Below are 21,536 nucleotides of genomic sequence, written 5' to 3' on the forward strand. Positions count from 1 at the left end.
TTCAATCGACGATATCAGGGTAAGTGATCCCTCCATGTGGAAAAACCAGTACTCTGGTATTTCGAGGAAGGGCTTTGGATGCTAAGATCACACCTTCTTCTGGCCGATTAATAAAATCAACAAAAGGAAGGCGCTCTTTAACCTCAGATGGGATCGTCGGAGCATACATTAACAAACGAGCATGCCTCATGGCCTGAAGGGCAAAATACAGGAAAAAACGATCTTCTTCTCCCATACCTTTTAGTTTAAGCCTCGGCACCAGGGGTAATAATGCCGGTGCAAGTATCCTGAGGGCTCCCTTACTCAGAGGAAGTTTCCGATTGGCAAGTCCAAACACCCCCGTCCCTTCATCAGCTTTCACCAGGGTAAGCAATATTCCCCCTTTTTTTACTGCGCGAATCGTATTGGCTAATGCTTTTACACCCTGGCGGAGATCAATATCCATAGGATGAGAGGCTGTAATGACCATATCGACCGGCTCGGAAACTTTTGCGCCGTAAAGCTCAGCACTGACTCTAACGCCTTCTCGATGGGCTAAAATTGGATCTCCCGATACAATCTTCACTACCTGTTGCTGATAATCAAGAATGGCGTTGACCCTCCATGTGGAAAAACCAGTACTCTGGTATTTCGAGGAAGGGCTTTGGATGCTAAGATCACACCTTCTTCTGGCCGATTAATAAAATCAACAAAAGGAAGGCGCTCTTTAACCTCAGATGGGATCGTCGGAGCATACATTAACAAACGAGCATGCCTCATGGCCTGAAGGGCAAAATACAGGAAAAAACGATCTTCTTCTCCCATACCTTTTAGTTTAAGCCTCGGCACCAGGGGTAATAATGCCGGTGCAAGTATCCTGAGGGCTCCCTTACTCAGAGGAAGTTTCCGATTGGCAAGTCCAAACACCCCCGTCCCTTCATCAGCTTTCACCAGGGTAAGCAATATTCCCCCTTTTTTTACTGCGCGAATCGTATTGGCTAATGCTTTTACACCCTGGCGGAGATCAATATCCATAGGATGAGAGGCTGTAATGACCATATCGACCGGCTCGGAAACTTTTGCGCCGTAAAGCTCAGCACTGACTCTAACGCCTTCTCGATGGGCTAAAATTGGATCTCCCGATACAATCTTCACTACCTGTTGCTGATAATCAAGAATGGCGTTGACGATGAAAACTTTACCCCGCAGCATTTTCCCTGCTTCTTCCAGGTCAAGCCGCATCGGGTTTTTCTCAATATCTCTTCCCACGTTATTAAATGTGTCAGGACGGCAGTTAATTGCATGGTTATGCGCAATTGTCTCGCGGCCAGCGACCCCGGGAAGAATGTTTTTATAACCGCCCCCAAAACTGGCGATGATATGGGGTTCAATACATCCAATAGAAATGACTAAATCTGCAGTTGCTGTAGTTTTATTTATCCAAACCGGCGTTCCCCGACTCGTAGTACCGAGATAAACCATTTTTTCTGGATCATCACAATCCGGATTCTCCCAGGAAATATCCTTTATAAAATCCTCCCCAACCCGGGAGGCCAGCTCTTCCTCAGTTATTCCCCGATGCACACCGAGAGCTGGAACTATGGTTATTTGTTTTCTTTGCACTCCCGCTCGTTCCAATTCAGAGAGCACCGCCGGGAAGATTTTCCTCACAGGTGTCGGTCGGCTCGAGTCATCTACTACAATGGTCACCCTGTCTACCCCCTGTGCTAAATCACTGATCTTTCCTGAACCAATGGGTTCATTCAGGCTCCGGATGAGCTCTTCATTAACATTATCAACCGGGGAGATGGCAGCTGGCTGCATGATTCCAACAATCTCCCAGTTTGCTGGCAGTTCAAGGTTAATGAATTGATTTCCCCACGGAATTTCTACTTGGGCCATGATTTTTATTACCTCCCATGATGACAATCTCACTGCAACATAATTTATAATACTTTAAATTTAGAATTCGACGAAATCATTTCAGGAGGTTCTCCGTGTCAAAATATGCTGCTTCCATCGACCAGGGAACTACCAGTACTCGATTCATGGTGTTTGACGCTCACGGCGAAGTAGTTGCTCTCGAACAACGCGAACATCAGCAATTTTACCCTCAACCGGGATGGGTCGAACACGACCCTCTTGAAATTTGGCAAAGAACTCGCGAAGTGATCACCACAGCACTCAATAAATTTCGCATCGATCCTCAAGACCTTGTCGCCCTCGGCATCACCAACCAGCGAGAAACCACATTAGTCTGGAATCGAAAAACCGGCAAACCTTATTATCCTGCCATCGTCTGGCAAGATACCCGAACAGCCTCTATTTGTGCCAGCCTGGCTGAAGAGGGTGGACAGGATCGTTTTAGAGAGCGCACCGGCTTGCCTCTGGCGACTTATTTTTCAGGGCCTAAATTAAAATGGATTCTCGACAACATCCCTGGGGTTCGCGAGGATGCACTCAAAGGCGAGGCCATTTTTGGCACAATCGATACCTGGTTAATCTGGAATCTCACAGGAGGCCCTGCCGGCGGTCTCCACATGACCGACGTCACCAATGCTTCCCGTACGCTATGCATGAACCTTTCAACTTTAGAATGGGATAGCGAAATTTTAGAAATTTTGGGTATCCCACGCTCAATGATGCCCCAAATTCGGCCTTCCTCTGAAGTATACGGTTATTGCACCGATGTACTCCCCAGAATACCGGTTGCCGCAGACCTCGGAGATCAGCAAGCAGCTCTGTTTGGCCAGGCCTGTTTTTCACCGGGAGAAGCCAAAAACACGTATGGTACAGGTTGTTTTTTACTCTTGAACACGGGAGAACGTCCAACCCCGAGCACGTCAGGATTATTAACCACACTGGGTTACCAGATTGGGAAAAATCCCGCAGTCTATTGTCTTGAGGGTTCTATCGCCATCGCGGGAGCTCTCGTACAATGGTTGCGCGATAACCTTGGCCTTATCGAAAAATCATCCGACATTGAACCTCTCGCCCGTACCGTTGTCGACAATGGGGGTATTTATTTCGTTCCGGCTTTTTCAGGTTTATTTGCACCCTACTGGCGTAGTGACGCCCGTGGAGTCATCGTAGGGTTGACTCGATACATTCATCGCGGCCATATTGCCCGGGCTGTGTTGGAAGCCACTGCCTATCAAACCAGAGAAGTTGTCGAAGCCATGGAGAAAGATTCAGGAATTCCATTAACCAGCCTTAAAGTGGATGGTGGAATGGTGAAAAATGACCTGCTTATGCAATTCCAGGCCGATATCCTCAACGTCCCTGTTGTTCGTCCTAAAGTCTCTGAAACTACCGCCCTTGGTGCAGCTTATGCCGCCGGCCTCGCATTAGGTTTCTGGCCCGATCTTTCTGTCTTGCAGGCGAACTGGAAAAAGGATCAGGAATGGCGTCCGCGAATGGATGCTGAAATACGCGAAAAGTACTATTTATCATGGAAAAAAGCCGTCACTCGCACCTTTGACTGGGTAGAATGACCGGATACAATTTTTCCAATTCCAGAAATAGAAACTTAACCTTTCCTTCAGGATCGTTTATTCGAATGACCCAAACAAAAGCCCATGTAATCATCATTGGAGCAGGATTCACCGGTTGCGCCCTTGCATATGATTTGGCGCGTCGGGGCCTGGCAGTTACAGTGGTCGACCGTGGTGAAATTGCCTCAGGCACTTCTGGCCGAACCCATGGCTTACTACATAGCGGGGCACGTTATTGCGTGAACGACCAGGAATCGGCCATAGAATGCATTCACGAAAATATAATTCTGAGAAAAATCGCCCACCAGTGCATTGAATACAATGGCGGTTTCTTCGTCGCCCTCAACGAACAAGATCTCGCTTATCAGGCTCGTTTTGAAATTGGTGCTCAACAATGTGGGATTGAGATTGACGCAATCCACCCACAAAAAGCCAGGCAGCTTGAGCCTAATCTCAATCCAGCCGTGCTGGCTGTTTACCATGTTCCGGATGGCGTCTTCGATCCATTGCGGCTGGCACTTGCTTTTGCTGCTTCTGCTCGATTCTTTGGGGCGGAATTCCTTCCATACCATGAGATGGAGAATTTTCTCACCAATGGGCAGGGAACTGTCACAGGGATTAAACTCTGGAATCGACTGACCAATGCTCACAGCGAACTCAAAGCCGATCTGGTTGTGAATGCTACGGGAGCATGGGCAGGTATGATCCTGAAAAAAATTGGCGCCTCGGTTGTTGTGACGCCAACACCAGGGATCATGGTAGCTTACAATCGTCGTTTGATCAACCGGGTGATTAACCGGCTCAATGAACCAGGGGACGGTGACATTCTCATTCCTCAACGCAGAATGGTGGTCATCGGAACAACGTCCTATGAGGCAGAAGAGGTCGATTACATCCCTGTGGAGAAAGAACAGGCCATCCAAATGGATCGAGATGCTATTTCCCTGGTCCCTGGAGTGGCTACCTGTAACCGACGGGGAGTATATATGTCTGCCAGACCTTTGATTGGGAAAGGAGAAGCTGGTAGAAGCCTGGCGAGAACCTTCAAGTGTTTTGATCACCGGGAGACAGATGGCATCGAGGGCCTGGTGACCATCACCGGCGGGAAAGCCACTACATGCCGGTTGATGGCTGAAAAAACAGCCGACCTTGTCTGTCAGAAACTGGGCCTGACAGCAACCTGCGAAACAGCCTGTGAACCATTACGATCTTATCGTGAATATTACCGACCATCAGGAGTTAATCGATGACCGAGGGGCACTGGCACGTAACTTTTTGTATTTATCGAAAAAAAGGAGATCAACCTCCTTTTTACCAGGATTTTCCGCTGGAGGTTGACCCTGATGAGTATGTTTTAGACGGGATTGAAAGAATCTGGGCATTTCATGACCGTAGCCTTACCTTCCGGCACGCCTGCCATCATTCAACCTGTGGTGCCTGCGGCATGCTCGTGAACGGGGTTGAAAAACTCACCTGCATTACCCCCATTCGGGCAGTCACAAAGAACGGTGGAACAATCAGGGTGGAACCCTTACGAAACTTTCCCGTCCTGAGTGACCTGGTAGTCGATATGGCAGAATTTTACCTGCGAATGGAACAAGCCCATGCGCTTCAGGTTGTGCCGGTTGCACAGTCAACTCTCCCATACGAACCACCGCCCTTTCCGGACGATGGACTTCCTCACCAACGCCTGAATGATTGCATCGAGTGCGGCATGTGTGTTAGTGCTTGCCCCATTGCATTAACAGCTTCTAGTTATCAGGGCCCAGCTGCATTAGCAGCAACCCAGCAGACTTACTCGCTGACTGGCGAGAAAAGCCTCTTGTCTCTCGTAGATTGTGCAGATGGTGTCTGGCGGTGCCATAGCGGTTTCGAATGCACCGCAGTCTGCCCTTCAAACGTCGATCCCGCCTGGCGTATCATGGAATTGCGCCGACAGGTGATCCGTCATCGCATTCAACGCATATTTCACCAGGATAGATGAATGTATGAAAAATAATCAACCCGCTCCAGGAAAAGCCCTTCGCTGGTTTGACCCAAGGCATCGGCAACCCGGAACCTGGGCCTTTATTTTGAACCGTATCACTGCTCTTGGCCTTACCCTTTATCTGGCATTACACCTGATCATGCTTGGAAAACTGGCCCAGGGGCCCGATGCGTACGACACTTTCATCGCTCTGGCGAAAACACCATGGATTAAAGTAGGTGAATTACTGGTCATCTCTGCAGGCTTAATACATGGCCTGAATGGGATTCGTATTGCCCTGACCAGTTTTGGTATTGGAGTAACTGTGCAGCGCCAACTTTTCTGGGGTTTTTTGACCCTGGCACTCCTTGGCACGGTCATCTTTGGATATTTCATGTTTTTCGTCCATTAAGGGAGTACCCACATGCCTGGAATTCAACCCAAAGCACGTGAAGGAGCTTTCCTCTGGCTCATAAAAATCCTCGCAGGGCTATCCATCGTTATTGTTCTGGGAATTCATTTTGTAGTCAATCACCTGGTCGCCCCTGAAGGCCTCCTCAATTATTCCGATGTCGTTCGTTATTATCAAAATCCATGGGTGGTTACCATGGAAATATTCTTCCTGATCACAGTGGTAACCCATGCCTTGATTGGAATCCGAAGCATTCTCCTGGACCTCAACCCATCCGATTCGCTTCTATCCATCATTAATTTGATACTTGCCGTTGCTGGGGTTGGAGCGGTGACCTACGGTATCTGGCTTGCACTTGAAATTGCCAGCCGGGGGCAATAACCTGAACCTTCGAGTTATTTAAGGGCTTCGTTTTTTTTTCAAAGTATAATGAAATATCATCGTGAGGTAATTCACAAAAACCTTCATTGTTTGAGGCCGGCTCTTTTTTCTTAATCAACGGCCTTCCTTTTTTCATATCATTTTTCTGAGAGGTTATTCATGGATATTTTTGAGAAAACCAAAAGCTTTACCGCCGCAAGAGAGGCCATCAAAGAAGGATACTATCCTTACTTCATACCTCTGGATGAAAACGAGGGTACCGAAGTAGTCTATAAGGGGCATCGGCTCATTATGTGCGGCTCGAATAATTATCTTGGTCTCACTACTCACCCCAGAGTTCGGCAGGCAGCTTGCGAGGCCATTGAACGTTATGGAACTTCCTGCACCGGATCACGCTTCCTTAACGGAACCCTGGAAATGCATGAAGCTCTGGAGAGGAAACTGGCTACATGGGTCGGGAAAGAATCGGCTTTGGTGTTTTCCACAGGGATGCAGGCGAATTTAGGTGCAGTAAGCGCAATTGTTGGCCGGGGAGATTACGTAATTTTAGACAAAGATGACCATGCCAGTATTGTGGATGGTGCCCGCCTCAGTTATGGAGAAATCCAACGCTTTCGCCACAACGATGTGGAGCACCTTGAAAAAGTACTTAAATCACTCCCAGAATCAGCAGGAAAGCTGGTAGTGGTGGATGGTGTCTTCAGTATGGGCGGAGACCTTGCTCCTCTGCCTGAAATGATCCCCGTTTGTCAGAAATATGGGGCCCGTCTTATGGTAGATGATGCTCACGGTATGGGCGTCATGGGTTGTGGCCGCGGTACCGCAGCACATTTTGGCGTTACCGATAAGGTCGATCTAATCATGTCCACCTTCAGCAAGTCATTCGCCTCTTTAGGCGGGTTCATCGCTGGAGACGAAGATATTGTCCATTACATTAAACATTTTGCCCGCTCAATGATTTTCAGCGCAAGTATTCCTCCTGCAAACGCTGCTGCTGCTCTGACAGCCCTGGAGATCATGGAACAGGAACCCGAGAGAGTTAACCGGGTAAATCAAATCGGTGAATATATGCGGAAGGAATTTTCTGCCTTGGGCTTTAACATAGGTCAATCCGTTACACCCATTGTGCCCATCATCATCGGGGATGATAACCTCACCTTTGCCTTTTGGAAAGCCCTTTTTGAAGCCGGTGTCTTCGTAAACCCGATCATTTCACCTGCTGTTCCCGCGGGAATGCAGTTGCTTCGCACCAGCTATATGGCTACTCATACCGATGACCAGCTTAATCGGGTACTTGAGATCTTCCAAAAAGTAGGAAAACAAATCGGCGTTATATAAGTTGATGAAGTGCTCTGGTCATCAAAGAGGTTCGGGATGATTTTCCCGAACCTCTTTAATTTTTGCGAATGTATTATTTCACCATATACAAAATACCAATCGTATCAGGCCCGCAATGGCTGGCAATGACGCTTCCGGCACGTGTAATCAGGATTTCTTCAATCTTCGCTCTCGACATTAACTCTGATTTTAAAAACTCCGCATCTGCAACGCATCCGGTATGAGTGATAAACACTCGATGGAGATCAATCTCTTCGAGGTGTTCTTCAAAATCCTTGACCAATTCCATTAACCCTTTTTTTCTGGTGCTGCTCTGACAGCCCTGGAGATCATGGAACAGGAACCCGAGAGAGTTAACCGGGTAAATCAAATCGGTGAATATATGCGGAAGGAATTTTCTGCCTTGGGCTTTAACATAGGTCAATCCGTTACACCCATTGTGCCCATCATCATCGGGGATGATAACCTCACCTTTGCCTTTTGGAAAGCCCTTTTTGAAGCCGGTGTCTTCGTAAACCCGATCATTTCACCTGCTGTTCCCGCGGGAATGCAGTTGCTTCGCACCAGCTATATGGCTACTCATACCGATGACCAGCTTAATCGGGTACTTGAGATCTTCCAAAAAGTAGGAAAACAAATCGGCGTTATATAAGTTGATGAAGTGCTCTGGTCATCAAAGAGGTTCGGGATGATTTTCCCGAACCTCTTTAATTTTTGCGAATGTATTATTTCACCATATACAAAATACCAATCGTATCAGGCCCGCAATGGCTGGCAATGACGCTTCCGGCACGTGTAATCAGGATTTCTTCAATCTTCGCTCTCGACATTAACTCTGATTTTAAAAACTCCGCATCTGCAACGCATCCGGTATGAGTGATAAACACTCGATGGAGATCAATCTCTTCGAGGTGTTCTTCAAAATCCTTGACCAATTCCATTAACCCTTTTTTTCTGGTGCCGCGGGTTTTTGCCTTAACGCCCAGTGTCCCATCAGGTCGAACTGCAATAATCGGGCGGATCGAAAGGAGACTGCTCATGAGGTTTTGCAGAGCTGTGCACCGTCCCCCTTTGTAAAGATAGTCCAGAGTCTCAATGATGAAGGAAGTTCTCACTTTGGGAACCAGTGCCTTAATCGTTTCTGCTATATCCCGGGCAGACATCCCCTCATCGCGAAGTTCTGCAGCCCGGAGGGCTAGCAAACCTATACCAGTAGATAAATTCAACGAATCCACAATATAAATATTCTCTTTGCCAAGCGTTTCTGCAGCTATAGTAGCGTTCTTAATCGTAGCAGATAACTGGCTCGAAATACCGATGTAGACAATGTCTTCCGAGCCATTGAATTTTTTGACGAAGTCACCAATAGAAGCCGCTGAGGTTTTGGGAAGTTGCCCGGTTTCCTGAACTGACCGGAAAAGATCCTCCAGGCTAATATTCACTCCATCCAGAAAGGATTGTTCTCCCATCAGAACATACAACGGGATCATTTCAATCCTGTAGTGCGATAAGAGATCCATTCCAAGGTCTGCTGTGCTGTCGGTGATAATGCGTATCATGAATACTCCTGTGAAAATAAAATATAAAAAAATAAATTGAAAACGAGACTAAAACCAATTTCGTCGTTTAAACCAGGTCAGCATCCCTACAAAAATAGAAACAAAAACAATCCAGACGAAAAGATACCCCCAACGCCAGGACAGCTCGGGCATATAGTGAAAATTCATACCGTACACTCCAGCCACGAACGAGAGGGGCAGGAAAATGGTAGAAACCACCGTAAGAGCTTTCATTATCTCGTTTAAACGCAATGAAGTTGAATTCAAATAGATGTCCAGTACTCCAGAGACAATATCTCTTAAGGTATCGCTTAAATCCTGCAATCGCACCAAATGATCATATACATCTCGAAAGTAGATTCTACTTTGCCGGTCGATCATTGGAAAATCGTCCCGGCTTAAGCGATTCATCACCTCTCTTTGAGGAGAAACTATTCTTCGAAGGGCCATGAGAGAGTGTTTAATTTCAAGCAACTCGGGTAAAACCCTGGATGTTGGTTGCTGAAGAACCTGGTCCTCAATGAATTCCAATTTCTCATCCAATCCGTCAATCAAAGGTAAATAAGCATCTACCAGGTGGTCTAAAATACTATGACATAAAAAATCCGCCCCATTTTTAATTAATCGATCATCTCGTGCCAGTCGGTCCTTCACGGCCTGGATAGGATGGGCATCACCACTGGTACAGCTCACCAGGTAATTAGCTCCTAAAAAAAGATTAATTTCTACAGTATTCTCTAAATCTATCGGGGTGCTTCCATTGGGCAGAGCATGCACCACAAGAAAAAGATAACTACCAAAATCATCCACTTTGGGCGTTTGATATCCATTACTCAAACAATCTTCGATGGCCAACGGGTGAAATTGTAAGGTATCTCGCAAAACCTGGTTAATTTCATCCAGATCAGGTTTGACTAAATTTACCCAGAGTAAGCCATCCGGGTTTTGAAGAGCACGCTTAATCTCCTCCACCGAGAGATGAGTGTTGAAAGTGCCTATGGCAGAAGGGAAATAATAGGTTTCGATCATAATGAAAAGGCAATTCAGGAGACAGTATAGTCAACAAGGGTAATTTTCGCAACCTGTGTTTTCATGTTTTCTCAATGAGCAACATCACTTCCCCCTTTCATCGTCTCGCTGAACGAGTCTCGCTGAACGAAACTCATGTACAATTAATACAATAACTCAATCCCGAGGAAAATATGACAACATCACTACCTGACCCCAACAGCGTGGTAGACCTCTTATCATCAGCGTTTCAATCAGACAAGGCTGATGGAATTGAAGCAACCCTTCAATTACGTATCACCGGTCCTGAGGCCAGGAATTATTACCTGCAAATCAAGGATAAAGCTATATCAGGTGGTGAAGGTATTGTTGAGAAACCAAGGGTAACAATATCAGCGAATTTAAAGGACCTTCTTAATATTTTTGAAGGACGCTTAGACCCTATGACAGCCTATTTTCAGGGACGGCTGATCGTACAGGGTGATTTAAGCTTTGCGATGAAGCTTGCAGGATTATTTAAGCGAAAGAAATAAACTTTAATAAATACCCCAATCCCCCGCCAGGCCCTCTTCCATATAGGAAAAATCCCACATTTCATTAGCCACAAAATCGATCCGGGTGGGAACTCCCAGAGCCTCTTCTGCTTTCTGGCGGGTTGCTTCCAGCATAGCCGGCCCGTATGGGCAAAATGGCGTGGTAAGCATCATTTTTACCAGGCCGGTTCCATCTTCAATCCGAACATCTCGCACCAGCCCCAGCTGAAGGATATTCAAGCCAATTTCCGGATCCACAATTTCGCGGAATTTTTCATTCACCAGTTCAACCAGATCCGGGTGCGTGGTATCAATTCCCCATTCAGGTCGATTGACATTCATCATCTCAGTCATGATTTCTTCTCTCCAATGGCCTGATTTTGAATCACATAAGTGCAATGGGTGTCCCCATTAAGAACACACTGGACTTTCTCAGTAGGAATAGAAAGAACCGTTGAGATCAACTCCTGATCCACCGTACATACTTCAGGATGAGATTGCCCGATATGTAAATAGGGACAGGTCGTTTCATAGATTCGATATTCATCCCCTTGTTTTTCCCATTCTACCGAGAACCCTTCCGAGGCCAGCACCTGCTTGATCAAGTCCAGCCGGGCCTCAAACGGAAGAGACTGTGCTTTTACAGCCATATCGGCCGCCATATCCGAGGCAATTTGCCGGAACAAATGACTTACCATCGGAGCAGGGAGGGATTCTTTGATTTGCTCAAGCAATCGATTGGCCAGGCGGTAATACCGGGTCGGAAAGCGCTCTAACCCTTTCTCAGAGAGAGAGTAGACCTGCCGAGGCCGTCCCACCCCATGACGTACCTCTTCCACGATCACCAAATTTTCAGCCAGCAGGCTGTTAAGATGGTGGCGGACTGAGATACCGTTGATCCCAACAGCCTCAGCCAGATCCTGCACCGTAGATTTGGGATGCTGAAGAAGCGTTTGGATGATACGTTCCCGAGTGCTTTTCATTCCTGCCATATCCAATCTCACTCAAAATCCGTTTGGGCTTATTGAGCACAGCCAGTATATCATAGGTCGTTGGAATTTGTCAATATATAAGATTTTTATGTTAAATATTGACGCAATTGAACAACCATGCTATAATCTTTTCTGTGCCTTTAGAGATCAATTGGCACTCCGCACAACTAAAACTTAAGGAGCTCGGTCAACCATGGCTGCATTGGAAATAAAAAATTTACATGTCAGCATTGAAGGAAAAGAAATCCTCAAAGGTGTAAATCTTACCATTAACCAGGGAGAGGTTCATGCTATCATGGGCCCCAATGGCACAGGTAAGTCAACGCTTGCCTACACTCTCATGGGGCACCCTTCGTATCAAGTCACTCAGGGTGAAGTCTGGTATAAAGGGCAGAATATCCTTGAACTCGAACCCGACGAACGATCCCGGCTTGGTATCTTCCTGGCATTTCAATATCCAGTAGCTATTCCGGGGGTTACTGTCGCCAACTTTCTTCGCACGGCATTGAATGCCCGTCGGAGAGCCGAAAACCCTGAGGATAAAGGGATTCCCATCCTGGAGTTTCGCAAGTTAATTCGGTCGAAAATGGAGCTCCTTAAAATGGACCCGGAGTTTGCTGGCCGATATCTTAACGATGGCTTTTCCGGTGGAGAGAAGAAGCGCGCTGAAATTCTTCAGATGGCGGTACTGCAACCTGAAATCGCCATTTTAGATGAAACCGACTCGGGCCTGGATATCGATGCCTTACGCATCGTATCTGAAGGAGTCAATGCGCTTCGTGGCCCCAATCTAGGGGTCTTGGTCATCACCCATTATCAGCGCATTCTCAATTACATACAACCCGATTTCGTGCACATTATGCTGGACGGCCGAATTGTCGAGTCGGGCGGCGCAGACCTGGCTCTCCACCTGGAGGAACACGGGTACGAATGGGTGCGTGAGAAATATGAGGTCGTTGAGTCTTAACGGTATTCCGGAGGAAATGCAATGAACAAGCCTGCAGAGCGTGAAATTCTTGAAAGTATCAGTGATTACAAGTATGGCTTTAGCGACCCGGAAACTTACGTCTACAAAGCTCCCAAAGGGCTGAGCCAGGAAGTTGTCCGTCAAATTTCTGCCATGAAGGGCGAACCCGAATGGATGCTTGAATTTCGCCTTCGGGCTCTGGAACACTTTTTAAGGCGCCCCATGCCTGCCTGGGGGGCAGATCTCTCCGGTTTAAACCTGGATGAGATCTATTATTACGTTAAACCAACCGAAGCCGAAGGTCGTTCCTGGAATGATGTCCCGGAAACAATCAAAAACACCTTCGACCGTCTGGGAATCCCGAAGGCGGAACAAAAATTCCTCGCTGGTGTAGGCGCACAATACGAGTCTGAAATGGTGTACCATAGCATTCAGGAACACCTGGAAAAACAGGGAGTGATTTTCCTGAGTATCGAAGACGGATTACGTAAACATCCTGATCTGTTCAGAGAATACTTTGGCACAGTTATTCCAATCGAAGATAATAAGTTTGCCGCTTTAAATAGCGCCGTTTGGTCTGGCGGATCCTTTGTTTACGTTCCCAAAGGAGTAAAGGTTGATTTACCCCTCCAGGCCTACTTCCGGCTTAATGTTGCTAACATCGGGCAGTTTGAGCGTTCGCTCATCATCGCCGATGAAGGTGCCCAGGTGCACTACGTAGAAGGTTGCACTGCTCCCCAATACACTACTGATTCTTTCCATTCTGGAGTTATTGAAATTATCGTAAAAAAAGGTGCCAGAGTTCGTTACACCACTATCCAGAACTGGTCTAACAACGTTTACAACCTGGTTACGCAACGGGCGATGGTGCACGAAGAAGGAACTATGGAATGGGTGGACGCCAATCTGGGTTCCAAGATCACCATGAAATACCCATCCTGTTATCTGGTAGGCAAAGGTGCCCGCGGGGAGATCCTCTCCATTGCATTTGCGGGTGCAGGGCAGCATCAGGATGCCGGGGGTAAAGTCATCCATTTTGCTCCTGGAACCAGCAGCAAAATTACCTCCAAGTCAATCAGTAAAAGTGGTGGACGTACATCCTACCGGGGTCTACTCAAAGTACACAAAGGGGCAACCGACGTGCGTTCCAATGTGGTTTGCGATGCTCTTCTCCTCGATCCTCAATCTCGCTCTGATACTTACCCTTATATCGAGATTGACGAAGAAGATGTGACCATCGGTCACGAAGCCTCGGTTTCCAAGATTGGCGAGGAACAACTTTTCTACCTGACCAGCCGTGGTCTTTCGGAGGAAGAGGCTATTACCATGGTCGTTTCTGGCTTCATTGAGCCGTTGGTAAAAGAACTGCCCATGGAATATGCTGTAGAAATGAACCGTCTGATCCAACTCCAAATGGAAGGTTCTATCGGGTAAAGCTTCGCCCTACTGGTGAACCTTTTGAAGATTCTGATCTATTTACATCGAGGGTAACCATGAATGAAACACCGCGTATCGTAACGCGTGGAAGACGATCCGAAACCATTGAAATTCCCGAATTCACCTTCACCCGCGAAATGATGAACCTTGATCTACCGGGTGAAACCCTGGTTGAATACCGCCGAAATGCCTGGGAAGCATTTCAACGTCTTCCCTTTCCAACCCCCAGAGAAGAAGCCTGGCGTCGAACCGATATTCGCGGTCTTCACGCCAATCGCTTTCGCCTGCCCAGGCGAGATGAATATCTCGACCTTCCTCCTGCCCCTGAACGTCTGCTTGCTCCACTTGCCGGGAGTTCACATGGCGGTGAAATCCTCTTGATGGCTGGTGGCTCACAGGTTCGGCTGGACAATGATCTGGCATCCCAAGGAGTAATTTTTACCGATCTTGAAACAGCCCTCTACCATTATCCGGATTTGGTTAGCAAAATCATCGGCAAAGCAGTAAAGCCCGAAGATGGCAAGTTTGCAGCACTGGCAGGCGCACTGGCTCAAACCGGGGTATTCCTTTACGTTCCACGTGGGGTTAAGGTTTCAGCCCCTCTGCATAGTTTACTCTGGGGCCCTGGAGATCACCTGGCTTATCTTTCTCACCTGCTTGTTTACCTCGAAGAAGGAACTGAAGTTACCTATCTGCACGAATCGGCCTCTCCGAATGAACCTGACACGCAAACCCTCCATTGTGGTAATGTGGAAGTGTACATCGGGCCAGGCGCAAAATTAACCTTTGTGGAATTGCAATCCTGGGGAGAAAGTGTCTGGAATTTCACCCATGAGCGAGTCATCGTGGATCAGCAGGCTTCTCTAGACTGGGTCTTTGGCGCTGTAGGCAGCCACCTCACAAAAAACTTTTCAGAGATCGACCTGGTTGGAGAAGGGGCTGTCGGGAAAATGTCGGGGTTTTATTTTACCGATCACGATCAGCATCTTGACCACGATACCCAGCAAAATCATCTCGCTTCTCACACCACCAGTGATTTACTGTTCAAAGGCGCTCTTCTCCATGAGAGTCGCTCAGTCTGGCAAGGAATGATCTATGTGGCTCCAGGAGCTCAAAAAACAGATGGGTATCAGGCCAATCGCAACCTGGTACTGAGCCGAAAAGCCCGTGCCGATTCTATCCCGGGCCTCGAAATTCTCGCAGATGATGTTCGCTGCACCCATGGAGCCACTGTGGGAAAGATTGATGAAGAGCAAATTTTCTATATGATGGCCAGGGGCATACCTCGAAAAATAGCTGAACGCACCATTGTGGGTGGGTTCTTTGACCCAATTATGCAGCGCATTCCCTTCGAAGGCGTACGTCAACGCTTTGAAGAAGCCATTGAAGCGAAAATGGCTGTTTTCGAGGAAGATAACTGAGTTTGATCGTTGTATAATTGTAAGGATTTTCACCTGTAATTCCTGCTGGCAGGAGGATTAAATATGGCACAGGCACCATTTATGAAGGCTCCTGAACCCGAACAGAAATACGAAGTCGGAGATGTGGTTGAAGTTTTTTGCGACCACGAAAAAGGCGGTCAGCGCATTCGTGGCTGGCTTAAAGGAATCGTGGTTCAGGTGGATCCCAAAATGGTTGCAGTTCAATTCCGCTCGAACGTCTTCCTGACGGACGGATGGATGGTTCCAGATCATATTCTGTGGTTTCCGGTCAATTCTTCTCACATTCGCTTTCCCGAGAAACGCGCTACCCGAGGCGTTCCTCAAGGTGAATTGAACTCTCAAAAAGAGGAATGATGGATAACATTGCGGTTAATTTACGGGCTGACTTTCCCATTCTAAACCGCGAAGTACGTCCTGGCGTCCCTCTTGTTTACCTGGATTCCACGGCAACTTCGCAAAAGCCATGGCAAGTGATCCAGGCAATGGATCAGTATTATCAAAAAAATAACGCCAATATACACCGTGGAGTTCACACCCTGGCAGAAGAGGCTACAGCCCAATACGAGGAAGCCAGGCAAAAAATCGCCTCTTTTATCAACGCCGCCAGTACGAATGAGGTGATCTTCACCCGAAACACGACCGAATCCATCAACCTTGTTGCCTACACCTGGGGACGCCAGGCGCTTCAACCTGGTGATATTATTATCCTCACCGAGATGGAGCATCACTCCAATCTGGTGCCATGGCAAATACTGGCGGCTGAAAAAGGTCTTCGTCTTGAGTTTATCCCCGTCACAGACGACTACCTGCTTGACCTCGAGGAATATCAAAGATTGCTGGCACTTAAACCAAAATTGGTGGCATTTACTCAAATGTCCAACGTCCTGGGAACCATTAATCCCGCCAAAGAAATGATTCGCATGGCGCATGATGCAGGCGCTCTTACATTAATCGATGGTGCCCAATCTGTTCCTCATTTTCCGGTAGACGTGCAAGATCTGAAAGCCGATTTTCTGGCATTCTCAGCCCATAAGATGTGCGGCCCGACCGGGATTGGCATCCTGTATGGCAAGGAGAATCTTCTTGAAAACATGCCCCCTTTCCTGGGTGGGGGAGACATGATACGAAAAGTCATGTTGAGAAGTTTTTCTCCCAATGACCTGCCTCATAAATTTGAGGCGGGTACCCCTGCCATTGCCGAAGCCATTGGTTTTGGCGTGGCCGTAGATTATTTAAAATCTGTCGGCATGGAAGTAGTTGCCGCTCATGAGCGCGAAATAACTGCTTATGCACTTGATCGCCTCTCTGAAATTCCCGGTCTTGAAATCTTCGGTCCGGCCATCGAACATAAGGGGGGAGTGGTTTCTTTCACACTACGGGGTATTCATCCCCACGATGTGGCTCAATTGCTGGATCGAGAGGGCATTGCAGTACGTGCAGGGCATCATTGTGCCATGCCTCTACATCAAAAATTTAATATCCCTGCAACCACGCGCGCCAGCTTTTATCTCTATACCACACTGGATGAGGTTGATCAGCTGGCCAGAGGTCTGGAGAACGTGGTTCGTATTTTCGGGTGATCCATGGACGATCTCTATCGAGAAATCATTATTGAACGATATAAAAATCCGCTTTTTCGGGGCGAATTGGAACCATGTGATATCCGTTTTGAGGATGAAAATCCTCTCTGCGGCGATCACATCCGAATCGATGTTCGGCTGGATGAAACAGGGCATGTTAAAGAGGCCGCGTTCAGTGGGCATGGTTGCGCTATCTCACAGGCTTCCGCCGACCTGTTACTCGAAAGCATTATCGGGAAATCCATCGAAGAAATAAAAAGTTTGAGCAAAGAGGATGTGATCGATCTTCTCGGGATTGATCTCGGGCCGGTCCGGCTTAAATGCGCCCTGTTATCGCTGAAAGTGTTAAAAGCCGGGGTGTATGGCCTCGGTGTTGCCCATGATGAACTCGTGGAGGGACACTAAATGCCTGATGTCGAATCCGCCGCGGAATATACCTATGTTCGAGTCGCCCGGGTCGAAGATCTTCCCTCTGGCGAACGCCTATTTATTGAAATTAATGATCTTCCGGTGGTCGTGATCAATCTAGGTGGAATATTTTTTGCGATTGGCGACATTTGCACTCATGATGAAGGCCCCCTCGGAGATGGTGAAATTGAAGATCATCACATTATTTGTCCACGGCATGGAGCAAAATTCGACCTGCGCACCGGAAAAGCTCTCACCCTTCCGGCTGTGATAGATACGCCAGCCTTCCCGGTGAGAGTCAATGAAGGTTGGATCGAGCTAGGTCTCAAGACTCCTGACAGCCAAAAGCCCCAATAATTCTTAGAATGTCAAAACCTTCTGCGTATGGCCTCTCTGCGATTGCACCATTCCGCACCAGCGTTGCTCTCGTAATCTCAGGAGCAAAATAATATCTGGAAGCATAAGTCTTATATTCTTGCAGAGCGGCAATCTTTTTTTCCACATCTTCTTCGGTTACTTCAACCAGAAATTGAGGGAAAAAGCCGTAACTGCTACGGATTACATCGAAGCCTAACACAGTCTTTCCTCGATACGCTCGCAAAGCTTCTTCTGTAACTGTGCCATGATCCTGATGAATATCCGCCCTGGAATGCACAAAGACAATATCGGGGTTGAAACTCCGATCGAGTTGAATCATATATTCAAGAATTTCCTGCCTGAAGTGAGGGAAGCGGCGCGTCTCAAAAGTACCCAACACAATACTCTTCTCGGGCACTCCAAGCACAGCCATGCTGCGATAATGCTCCTCGACCAGGTTCACAAGCGCCGGGTTTTTCTGGTTGTCTGATAACGTCACACACAGTAATTCCGCATGTGGAGCGATATGGGCGATCAATGCCCCACAGCCGATCTCTATATCATCCGGATGTGCCCCGATAAAACACACCCTTTTCCCGTAAAAGTGAAGGTTATTCTTCATATCTCTACTTCGTTGCTACAAAACCGCCCACCACTTTGGTCATCACCAGTTTCCCGTCCGTTTTCAGTCGGTGAAGCGCCACTTCTTTGATCGCCGACATGATGGCTTCAAAATCATCCTTTGACTGGAAGAAGCTGTTCCAAAGCTTACGGTCTTCTGATAATGATGCCCGGGTATATGCCAGAAACGGATCAACGCTTTCAAATATCAGAGGATTTTCAAAAATGTGAGTCTCTACTTTGGAGAATCGCTCCTGAATAGCCGAGAAAATTTGCGAACTGTAACGCGAACTCCCCGGCATGGGCGGAATCGGTTTCCCTGTCGCCTCTCGAATAATGTCGTAGAAAAGTTGCTTATTCCGGGGCATTGGACCGGTTGTAAACAACCTGCCCCCTGTTTTTAAAACCCTGTGCATTTCACTAATGGTGAATGGAATATCCTCTGCGTAATATATGGCAAAACAACAGGAAACCAAATCATACTGGTTTCCTTCCAGTGGAAACACCTTATTGAAATCCAGGGAAATGAACCGGATTGGATTGCCATACTGACGGTTAATTTCCTGGGCCTGTGCCAGCAATTCAGGGTTGACGTCACCACCGGTAATAGTAGCATCGCCCTGAAGGTACCGGTGGTAGGAAAAGCACTGTTTTCCTGCACCACACCCAACATCCAGAATAACCGAGCCGGGTTGTAATTTCAAAACATCGAGCATCCAGGCATCAATATCTCTGGCCCCATATTTGGAGTGGATATCTATTCGCGTCTGTAAATCGTTTGTCGTTTCTCGATATTCAATTTTCATACTATTCTCCCTTATTACCATTTTCCGCTAAATCAACCTTACCGGAGCAATGCGGCTCAAGTATACTGGAAAGCTCCTGGAAATCCAAGGTGTTTAGCAAATTCGAGGTAACATCTCCCCGGCAAGCATATCCAGAATTCGAGTGCTGCCCACCAATGTTCGAACGGTTACTCTTCCCGGAGGTCCTGCAGTGACCTCTCCGATCCTGACTGCATTTTCTCCATATTTACACTGCCTCATCGCATGCAGTGCTTCATCGACTTCTTCCGGGGGAACAATAACCACAAGTTTCCCTTCGTTGGCTATATATAGAGGATCAAAGCCTAACATCTCACATGCTGATTGAACTGCTGGGTTCACCGGCACTGTCGCTTCATCAATTTGTATTCCCACCTGACTCTGCTGGGCAATTTCATTAAGTGTCGTAGCCAGTCCGCCTCGGGTTGGGTCACGTAATACATGAACTTCTGGGACCGCTTTGAGAAGCGTTTGGATCAGTTCATTGAGTGGGGCCACATCAGATTGAATCATTGAGGAAAAACCTAATTCCCCACGTGCCGAAAGAACAGCCATTCCATGATCTCCCATACTCCCTGACACCAACACCACATCCCCTGGTTTGGCATTTGCCCCATGAATGGACACCCCCTCAGGGATCCATCCCAAACCAGTGGTGTTGATAAAAAGGCCATCCACCTTCCCTTTCTCTACCACTTTTGTGTCCCCAGCGACGAATCGCACCCCCGCCTCAGCTGCAGCCTCTTGCATCGATATCAGAACCCGATCCAGGACCTCCATGGGCAACCCTTCTTCGAGGATGAAGCCACAAGTTAAATATAGCGGTATTCCCCCTGACATAGCCACATCATTGACCGTTCCACATACTGCTAATCGGCCAATATCTCCCCCGGGGAAAAACAAAGGTGAAACCACATGGGAATCCGTAGAGACCGCCAACCTTCCCGCATTCCCGCTAACAGAAGGCAAAAGCAAGAATGCGAAATCATTTCCAGCTATAAGTTCAGGCCCAAGAAGGCGAGGCTGGAAAACCCGTTGGATTAACTCGTGAGTCATCCGTCCACCAGATCCGTGCCCCAGAACGATTCTATCCTGGTGTTGCAGGGGTAAAGGGCAGGCAGGCCCTTCAAAAGGAACATTCGAAATAATGCTATTTCCGTCCATATCGATAAAAGGCCGCGCAGGCCCCCTCCGATGAAACCATGGGCGCCCCTAGAGGATTTTCTGGTACACATAATGTTCCAAAAGCCGGGCAATCCGTGGGCTTACTCATTCCGGTTAATATCTGGCCAGCAATGCAAATTACCGATTCTTTGGTCTGTATGTCAAGTACATTGAAGCGCTTCTCTGCATCAAACTCTTCAAATTCTGGCCTGAGCCCCCAACCGCTCTTAGGGATTAAACCAATTCCTCTCCAGTTACGGTCCACAGGTTGAAATACTTTATGGATAAGATCCTGAGCAGGTTTGTTTCCATCCCTGGTGACAGCTCGGGGATAGGCATTTTGCACAGATACCTCACCCATTTCCAGCATTTCTATGGTTTTTTGAATACCAAGCAAAAGATCCAGCGGCTCAAACCCGGTTACCACAATTGGCACCTGATATCGAGTTGCAATCGGTTCATATTCCCAGTATCCCATGACCGTGCAAACATGCCCGGCGGCCAGGAATCCCTGTACCCTATTATTGGGAGCACTCAGAATCGCATGCATCGCCGGAGGTACACGTACTTGAGAGACCAAGACCGAAAAGTTCTTTAACCCTAACGCCTTTGCCTTTAGTACCGCAATTGCATTGGCAGGAGCAGTTGTTTCAAACCCAATTGCAAAGAACACTACCTGTTTATCCGGGTTATCCTGAGCCATTCGCACCGCATCCAGAGGAGCATAGATAACCTGGACTTTTCCTCCCCTGGCCCGTATGGAAAATAAATCTTCTGTTGAACCTGGAACCCGCAACATGTCCCCAAAAGATGTAAAAATAACCCCCGGTTGCGATGCAATGGCCAGAGCCCGATCAATCTGTTCAAGAGGAGTCACGCACACCGGGCAGCCTGGTCCATGGACCAGTTCAATTTCTTCGGGCAGGAGTTGATCGATCCCATACCGCATTATCGAATGCGTTTGGCCACCACAGATTTCCATTAAGACCCATGGCCGAGTGATGGTCCTTCGAATCTTTTCTAAAAGGCCGGGTACCAGGTGCCCGTCACGAAACTCCTGAATATATCGCATGG

Annotated in this window: 26 protein-coding genes; 15 read left to right on the plus strand and 11 right to left on the minus strand. The window is 47.7% G+C overall.

The features are described 5' to 3' along the window. Position 1: 1 nt before the first annotated feature. Both ATHL_RS06770 and ATHL_RS06775 read right to left on the minus strand, forming a co-directional pair. Positions 2-565, minus strand: a complete 564-nt coding sequence (locus ATHL_RS06770) for a nickel-dependent lactate racemase family protein (RefSeq protein ID WP_062191268.1) — start codon at positions 563-565, stop codon at positions 2-4. Further along, a complete protein-coding gene (locus tag ATHL_RS06775; RefSeq protein WP_062191271.1) occupies positions 565-1,881 on the minus strand; it encodes a nickel-dependent lactate racemase family protein in 1,317 nt (438 codons plus the stop codon). The genes ATHL_RS06770 and ATHL_RS06775 overlap by 1 nt, the downstream gene beginning before the upstream one ends. 95 nt (positions 1,882-1,976) lie before the next feature. On the opposite strand from ATHL_RS06775, the gene glpK reads away from it, so the two are divergent. The 6 genes from glpK to ATHL_RS06805 all read left to right on the plus strand — a co-directional run bounded on the left by glpK (position 1,977) and on the right by ATHL_RS06805 (position 7,570). Further along, complete coding sequence (gene glpK, locus ATHL_RS06780; protein ID WP_062191275.1) at positions 1,977-3,473, plus strand: glycerol kinase GlpK; 1,497 nt, start codon at positions 1,977-1,979, stop codon at positions 3,471-3,473. Positions 3,474-3,538: 65 nt separating this feature from the next. After that, complete coding sequence (locus ATHL_RS06785; RefSeq protein WP_162787632.1) at positions 3,539-4,723, plus strand: FAD-dependent oxidoreductase; 1,185 nt, start codon at positions 3,539-3,541, stop codon at positions 4,721-4,723. Beyond that, entirely contained in the window at positions 4,720-5,457 is a 738-nt protein-coding gene (locus ATHL_RS06790; protein WP_062191280.1) for a succinate dehydrogenase/fumarate reductase iron-sulfur subunit, read from the plus strand. Before ATHL_RS06785 ends, ATHL_RS06790 begins: the two co-directional genes overlap by 4 nt. Before the next feature lie 4 nt (positions 5,458-5,461). Continuing rightward, the gene (sdhC, locus tag ATHL_RS06795; protein WP_062191283.1) at positions 5,462-5,851 is read left to right on the plus strand and encodes a succinate dehydrogenase, cytochrome b556 subunit; all 390 of its coding nucleotides are present in this window, start codon (positions 5,462-5,464) and stop codon (positions 5,849-5,851) included. A gap of 12 nt (positions 5,852-5,863) precedes the next feature. Further along, positions 5,864-6,232: a succinate dehydrogenase/fumarate reductase transmembrane subunit gene (locus ATHL_RS06800; RefSeq protein WP_062191287.1), complete on the plus strand. Its 369-nt coding sequence runs from the start codon at positions 5,864-5,866 to the stop codon at positions 6,230-6,232. A gap of 159 nt (positions 6,233-6,391) precedes the next feature. Continuing rightward, on the plus strand, positions 6,392-7,570 hold the full coding sequence (locus tag ATHL_RS06805) for an aminotransferase class I/II-fold pyridoxal phosphate-dependent enzyme (protein WP_062191290.1): 1,179 nt from the start codon (positions 6,392-6,394) through the stop codon (positions 7,568-7,570). Positions 7,571-7,643: 73 nt separating this feature from the next. Here the strand turns inward: ATHL_RS06805 and ATHL_RS06810 are convergent, their stop codons facing one another. After that, a complete protein-coding gene (locus ATHL_RS06810) occupies positions 7,644-7,859 on the minus strand; it encodes a DegV family protein (protein ID WP_062191293.1) in 216 nt (71 codons plus the stop codon). Positions 7,860-7,892: 33 nt separating this feature from the next. Here ATHL_RS06810 and ATHL_RS06815 point away from each other — a divergent pair, with 33 nt between their 5' ends. Continuing rightward, positions 7,893-8,222: an aminotransferase class I/II-fold pyridoxal phosphate-dependent enzyme gene (locus tag ATHL_RS06815; RefSeq protein ID WP_272897353.1), complete on the plus strand. Its 330-nt coding sequence runs from the start codon at positions 7,893-7,895 to the stop codon at positions 8,220-8,222. Between the two features lie 73 nt (positions 8,223-8,295). Here ATHL_RS06815 and ATHL_RS06820 read toward each other — a convergent pair whose 3' ends face one another. Both ATHL_RS06820 and corA read right to left on the minus strand, forming a co-directional pair. Next, entirely contained in the window at positions 8,296-9,129 is an 834-nt protein-coding gene (locus ATHL_RS06820) for a DegV family protein (protein ID WP_062191300.1), read from the minus strand. A 48-nt stretch (positions 9,130-9,177) separates the two neighbouring features. Further along, a complete protein-coding gene (corA, locus tag ATHL_RS06825) occupies positions 9,178-10,158 on the minus strand; it encodes a magnesium/cobalt transporter CorA (RefSeq protein ID WP_062191303.1) in 981 nt (326 codons plus the stop codon). A gap of 173 nt (positions 10,159-10,331) precedes the next feature. Between corA and ATHL_RS06830 the strand changes: the two genes are divergently transcribed. Beyond that, on the plus strand, positions 10,332-10,670 hold the full coding sequence (locus tag ATHL_RS06830) for an SCP2 sterol-binding domain-containing protein (RefSeq protein ID WP_062191306.1): 339 nt from the start codon (positions 10,332-10,334) through the stop codon (positions 10,668-10,670). A gap of 3 nt (positions 10,671-10,673) precedes the next feature. On the opposite strand, the gene ATHL_RS06835 is transcribed toward ATHL_RS06830, so the two are convergent. Beyond that, positions 10,674-11,024, minus strand: a complete 351-nt coding sequence (locus ATHL_RS06835) for a metal-sulfur cluster assembly factor (protein ID WP_062191309.1) — start codon at positions 11,022-11,024, stop codon at positions 10,674-10,676. Continuing rightward, positions 11,021-11,653, minus strand: coding sequence for a helix-turn-helix transcriptional regulator (locus ATHL_RS06840; RefSeq protein ID WP_162787633.1), 633 nt, complete (start codon positions 11,651-11,653; stop codon positions 11,021-11,023). Before ATHL_RS06840 ends, ATHL_RS06835 begins: the two co-directional genes overlap by 4 nt. A 202-nt stretch (positions 11,654-11,855) precedes the next feature. Here ATHL_RS06840 and sufC point away from each other — a divergent pair, with 202 nt between their 5' ends. The 7 genes from sufC (at position 11,856) to ATHL_RS06875 (ending at position 17,853) form a co-directional block, all read left to right on the plus strand. After that, a complete protein-coding gene (gene sufC, locus ATHL_RS06845; RefSeq protein WP_062191314.1) occupies positions 11,856-12,629 on the plus strand; it encodes a Fe-S cluster assembly ATPase SufC in 774 nt (257 codons plus the stop codon). A gap of 21 nt (positions 12,630-12,650) precedes the next feature. After that, positions 12,651-14,063 carry a Fe-S cluster assembly protein SufB gene (gene sufB / locus ATHL_RS06850; RefSeq protein WP_062191317.1) on the plus strand — a complete coding sequence of 471 codons (1,413 nt, stop codon included), beginning with the start codon at positions 12,651-12,653 and terminating at the stop codon, positions 14,061-14,063. Between the two features lie 59 nt (positions 14,064-14,122). Further along, positions 14,123-15,487, plus strand: coding sequence for a Fe-S cluster assembly protein SufD (gene sufD, locus ATHL_RS06855; RefSeq protein ID WP_062191320.1), 1,365 nt, complete (start codon positions 14,123-14,125; stop codon positions 15,485-15,487). A 63-nt stretch (positions 15,488-15,550) separates the two neighbouring features. After that, on the plus strand, positions 15,551-15,862 hold the full coding sequence (locus ATHL_RS06860; protein ID WP_062191324.1) for a hypothetical protein: 312 nt from the start codon (positions 15,551-15,553) through the stop codon (positions 15,860-15,862). Further along, positions 15,859-17,088: an aminotransferase class V-fold PLP-dependent enzyme gene (locus tag ATHL_RS06865; RefSeq protein WP_062191326.1), complete on the plus strand. Its 1,230-nt coding sequence runs from the start codon at positions 15,859-15,861 to the stop codon at positions 17,086-17,088. The genes ATHL_RS06860 and ATHL_RS06865 overlap by 4 nt, the downstream gene beginning before the upstream one ends. Before the next feature lie 3 nt (positions 17,089-17,091). Next, complete coding sequence (gene sufU, locus ATHL_RS06870) at positions 17,092-17,493, plus strand: Fe-S cluster assembly sulfur transfer protein SufU (protein ID WP_062191331.1); 402 nt, start codon at positions 17,092-17,094, stop codon at positions 17,491-17,493. Beyond that, complete coding sequence (locus ATHL_RS06875) at positions 17,494-17,853, plus strand: Rieske (2Fe-2S) protein (RefSeq protein WP_062191335.1); 360 nt, start codon at positions 17,494-17,496, stop codon at positions 17,851-17,853. On the opposite strand, the gene ATHL_RS06880 is transcribed toward ATHL_RS06875, so the two are convergent. From ATHL_RS06880 to hypD, 4 genes are all read right to left on the minus strand, one after another. Beyond that, positions 17,822-18,475 (minus strand): PIG-L deacetylase family protein, encoded by a 654-nt coding sequence (locus ATHL_RS06880; RefSeq protein WP_062191339.1) that lies wholly within the window; start codon positions 18,473-18,475, stop codon positions 17,822-17,824. The two genes, ATHL_RS06875 and ATHL_RS06880, sit on opposite strands and share 32 nt — an antisense overlap. A gap of 4 nt (positions 18,476-18,479) precedes the next feature. Then, positions 18,480-19,280: a class I SAM-dependent methyltransferase gene (locus ATHL_RS06885; protein WP_062191342.1), complete on the minus strand. Its 801-nt coding sequence runs from the start codon at positions 19,278-19,280 to the stop codon at positions 18,480-18,482. Between the two features lie 93 nt (positions 19,281-19,373). Next, a complete protein-coding gene (hypE, locus tag ATHL_RS06890; protein ID WP_084001241.1) occupies positions 19,374-20,462 on the minus strand; it encodes a hydrogenase expression/formation protein HypE in 1,089 nt (362 codons plus the stop codon). Next, a complete protein-coding gene (hypD, locus tag ATHL_RS06895) occupies positions 20,449-21,534 on the minus strand; it encodes a hydrogenase formation protein HypD (protein WP_062191344.1) in 1,086 nt (361 codons plus the stop codon). The genes hypE and hypD overlap by 14 nt, the downstream gene beginning before the upstream one ends. Positions 21,535-21,536: the final 2 nt, after the last annotated feature.

The organism is Anaerolinea thermolimosa, from assembly GCF_001050195.2.
In the GTDB taxonomy this organism is placed as follows: domain Bacteria; phylum Chloroflexota; class Anaerolineae; order Anaerolineales; family Anaerolineaceae; genus Anaerolinea; species Anaerolinea thermolimosa.

Coding starts and splice junctions, on each gene's coding strand:
- ATHL_RS06775 (WP_062191271.1), bottom strand. CDS start 1,881: ATGGCCCAAGTAGAAATTCCGTGGGGAAATCAATTCATTAACCTTGAA.
- ATHL_RS06785 (WP_162787632.1), top strand. CDS start 3,539: ATGACCCAAACAAAAGCCCATGTAATCATCATTGGAGCAGGATTCACC.
- ATHL_RS06790 (WP_062191280.1), top strand. CDS start 4,720: ATGACCGAGGGGCACTGGCACGTAACTTTTTGTATTTATCGAAAAAAA.
- sdhC (WP_062191283.1), top strand. CDS start 5,462: ATGAAAAATAATCAACCCGCTCCAGGAAAAGCCCTTCGCTGGTTTGAC.
- ATHL_RS06800 (WP_062191287.1), top strand. CDS start 5,864: ATGCCTGGAATTCAACCCAAAGCACGTGAAGGAGCTTTCCTCTGGCTC.
- ATHL_RS06805 (WP_062191290.1), top strand. CDS start 6,392: ATGGATATTTTTGAGAAAACCAAAAGCTTTACCGCCGCAAGAGAGGCC.
- ATHL_RS06810 (WP_062191293.1), bottom strand. CDS start 7,859: ATGGAATTGGTCAAGGATTTTGAAGAACACCTCGAAGAGATTGATCTC.
- ATHL_RS06820 (WP_062191300.1), bottom strand. CDS start 9,129: ATGATACGCATTATCACCGACAGCACAGCAGACCTTGGAATGGATCTC.
- corA (WP_062191303.1), bottom strand. CDS start 10,158: ATGATCGAAACCTATTATTTCCCTTCTGCCATAGGCACTTTCAACACT.
- ATHL_RS06830 (WP_062191306.1), top strand. CDS start 10,332: ATGACAACATCACTACCTGACCCCAACAGCGTGGTAGACCTCTTATCA.
- ATHL_RS06835 (WP_062191309.1), bottom strand. CDS start 11,024: ATGACTGAGATGATGAATGTCAATCGACCTGAATGGGGAATTGATACC.
- ATHL_RS06840 (WP_162787633.1), bottom strand. CDS start 11,653: ATGAAAAGCACTCGGGAACGTATCATCCAAACGCTTCTTCAGCATCCC.
- sufC (WP_062191314.1), top strand. CDS start 11,856: ATGGCTGCATTGGAAATAAAAAATTTACATGTCAGCATTGAAGGAAAA.
- sufB (WP_062191317.1), top strand. CDS start 12,651: ATGAACAAGCCTGCAGAGCGTGAAATTCTTGAAAGTATCAGTGATTAC.
- sufD (WP_062191320.1), top strand. CDS start 14,123: ATGAATGAAACACCGCGTATCGTAACGCGTGGAAGACGATCCGAAACC.
- ATHL_RS06860 (WP_062191324.1), top strand. CDS start 15,551: ATGGCACAGGCACCATTTATGAAGGCTCCTGAACCCGAACAGAAATAC.
- ATHL_RS06865 (WP_062191326.1), top strand. CDS start 15,859: ATGATGGATAACATTGCGGTTAATTTACGGGCTGACTTTCCCATTCTA.
- sufU (WP_062191331.1), top strand. CDS start 17,092: ATGGACGATCTCTATCGAGAAATCATTATTGAACGATATAAAAATCCG.
- ATHL_RS06875 (WP_062191335.1), top strand. CDS start 17,494: ATGCCTGATGTCGAATCCGCCGCGGAATATACCTATGTTCGAGTCGCC.
- ATHL_RS06880 (WP_062191339.1), bottom strand. CDS start 18,475: ATGAAGAATAACCTTCACTTTTACGGGAAAAGGGTGTGTTTTATCGGG.
- ATHL_RS06885 (WP_062191342.1), bottom strand. CDS start 19,280: ATGAAAATTGAATATCGAGAAACGACAAACGATTTACAGACGCGAATA.
- hypE (WP_084001241.1), bottom strand. CDS start 20,462: ATGGACGGAAATAGCATTATTTCGAATGTTCCTTTTGAAGGGCCTGCC.
- hypD (WP_062191344.1), bottom strand. CDS start 21,534: ATGCGATATATTCAGGAGTTTCGTGACGGGCACCTGGTACCCGGCCTT.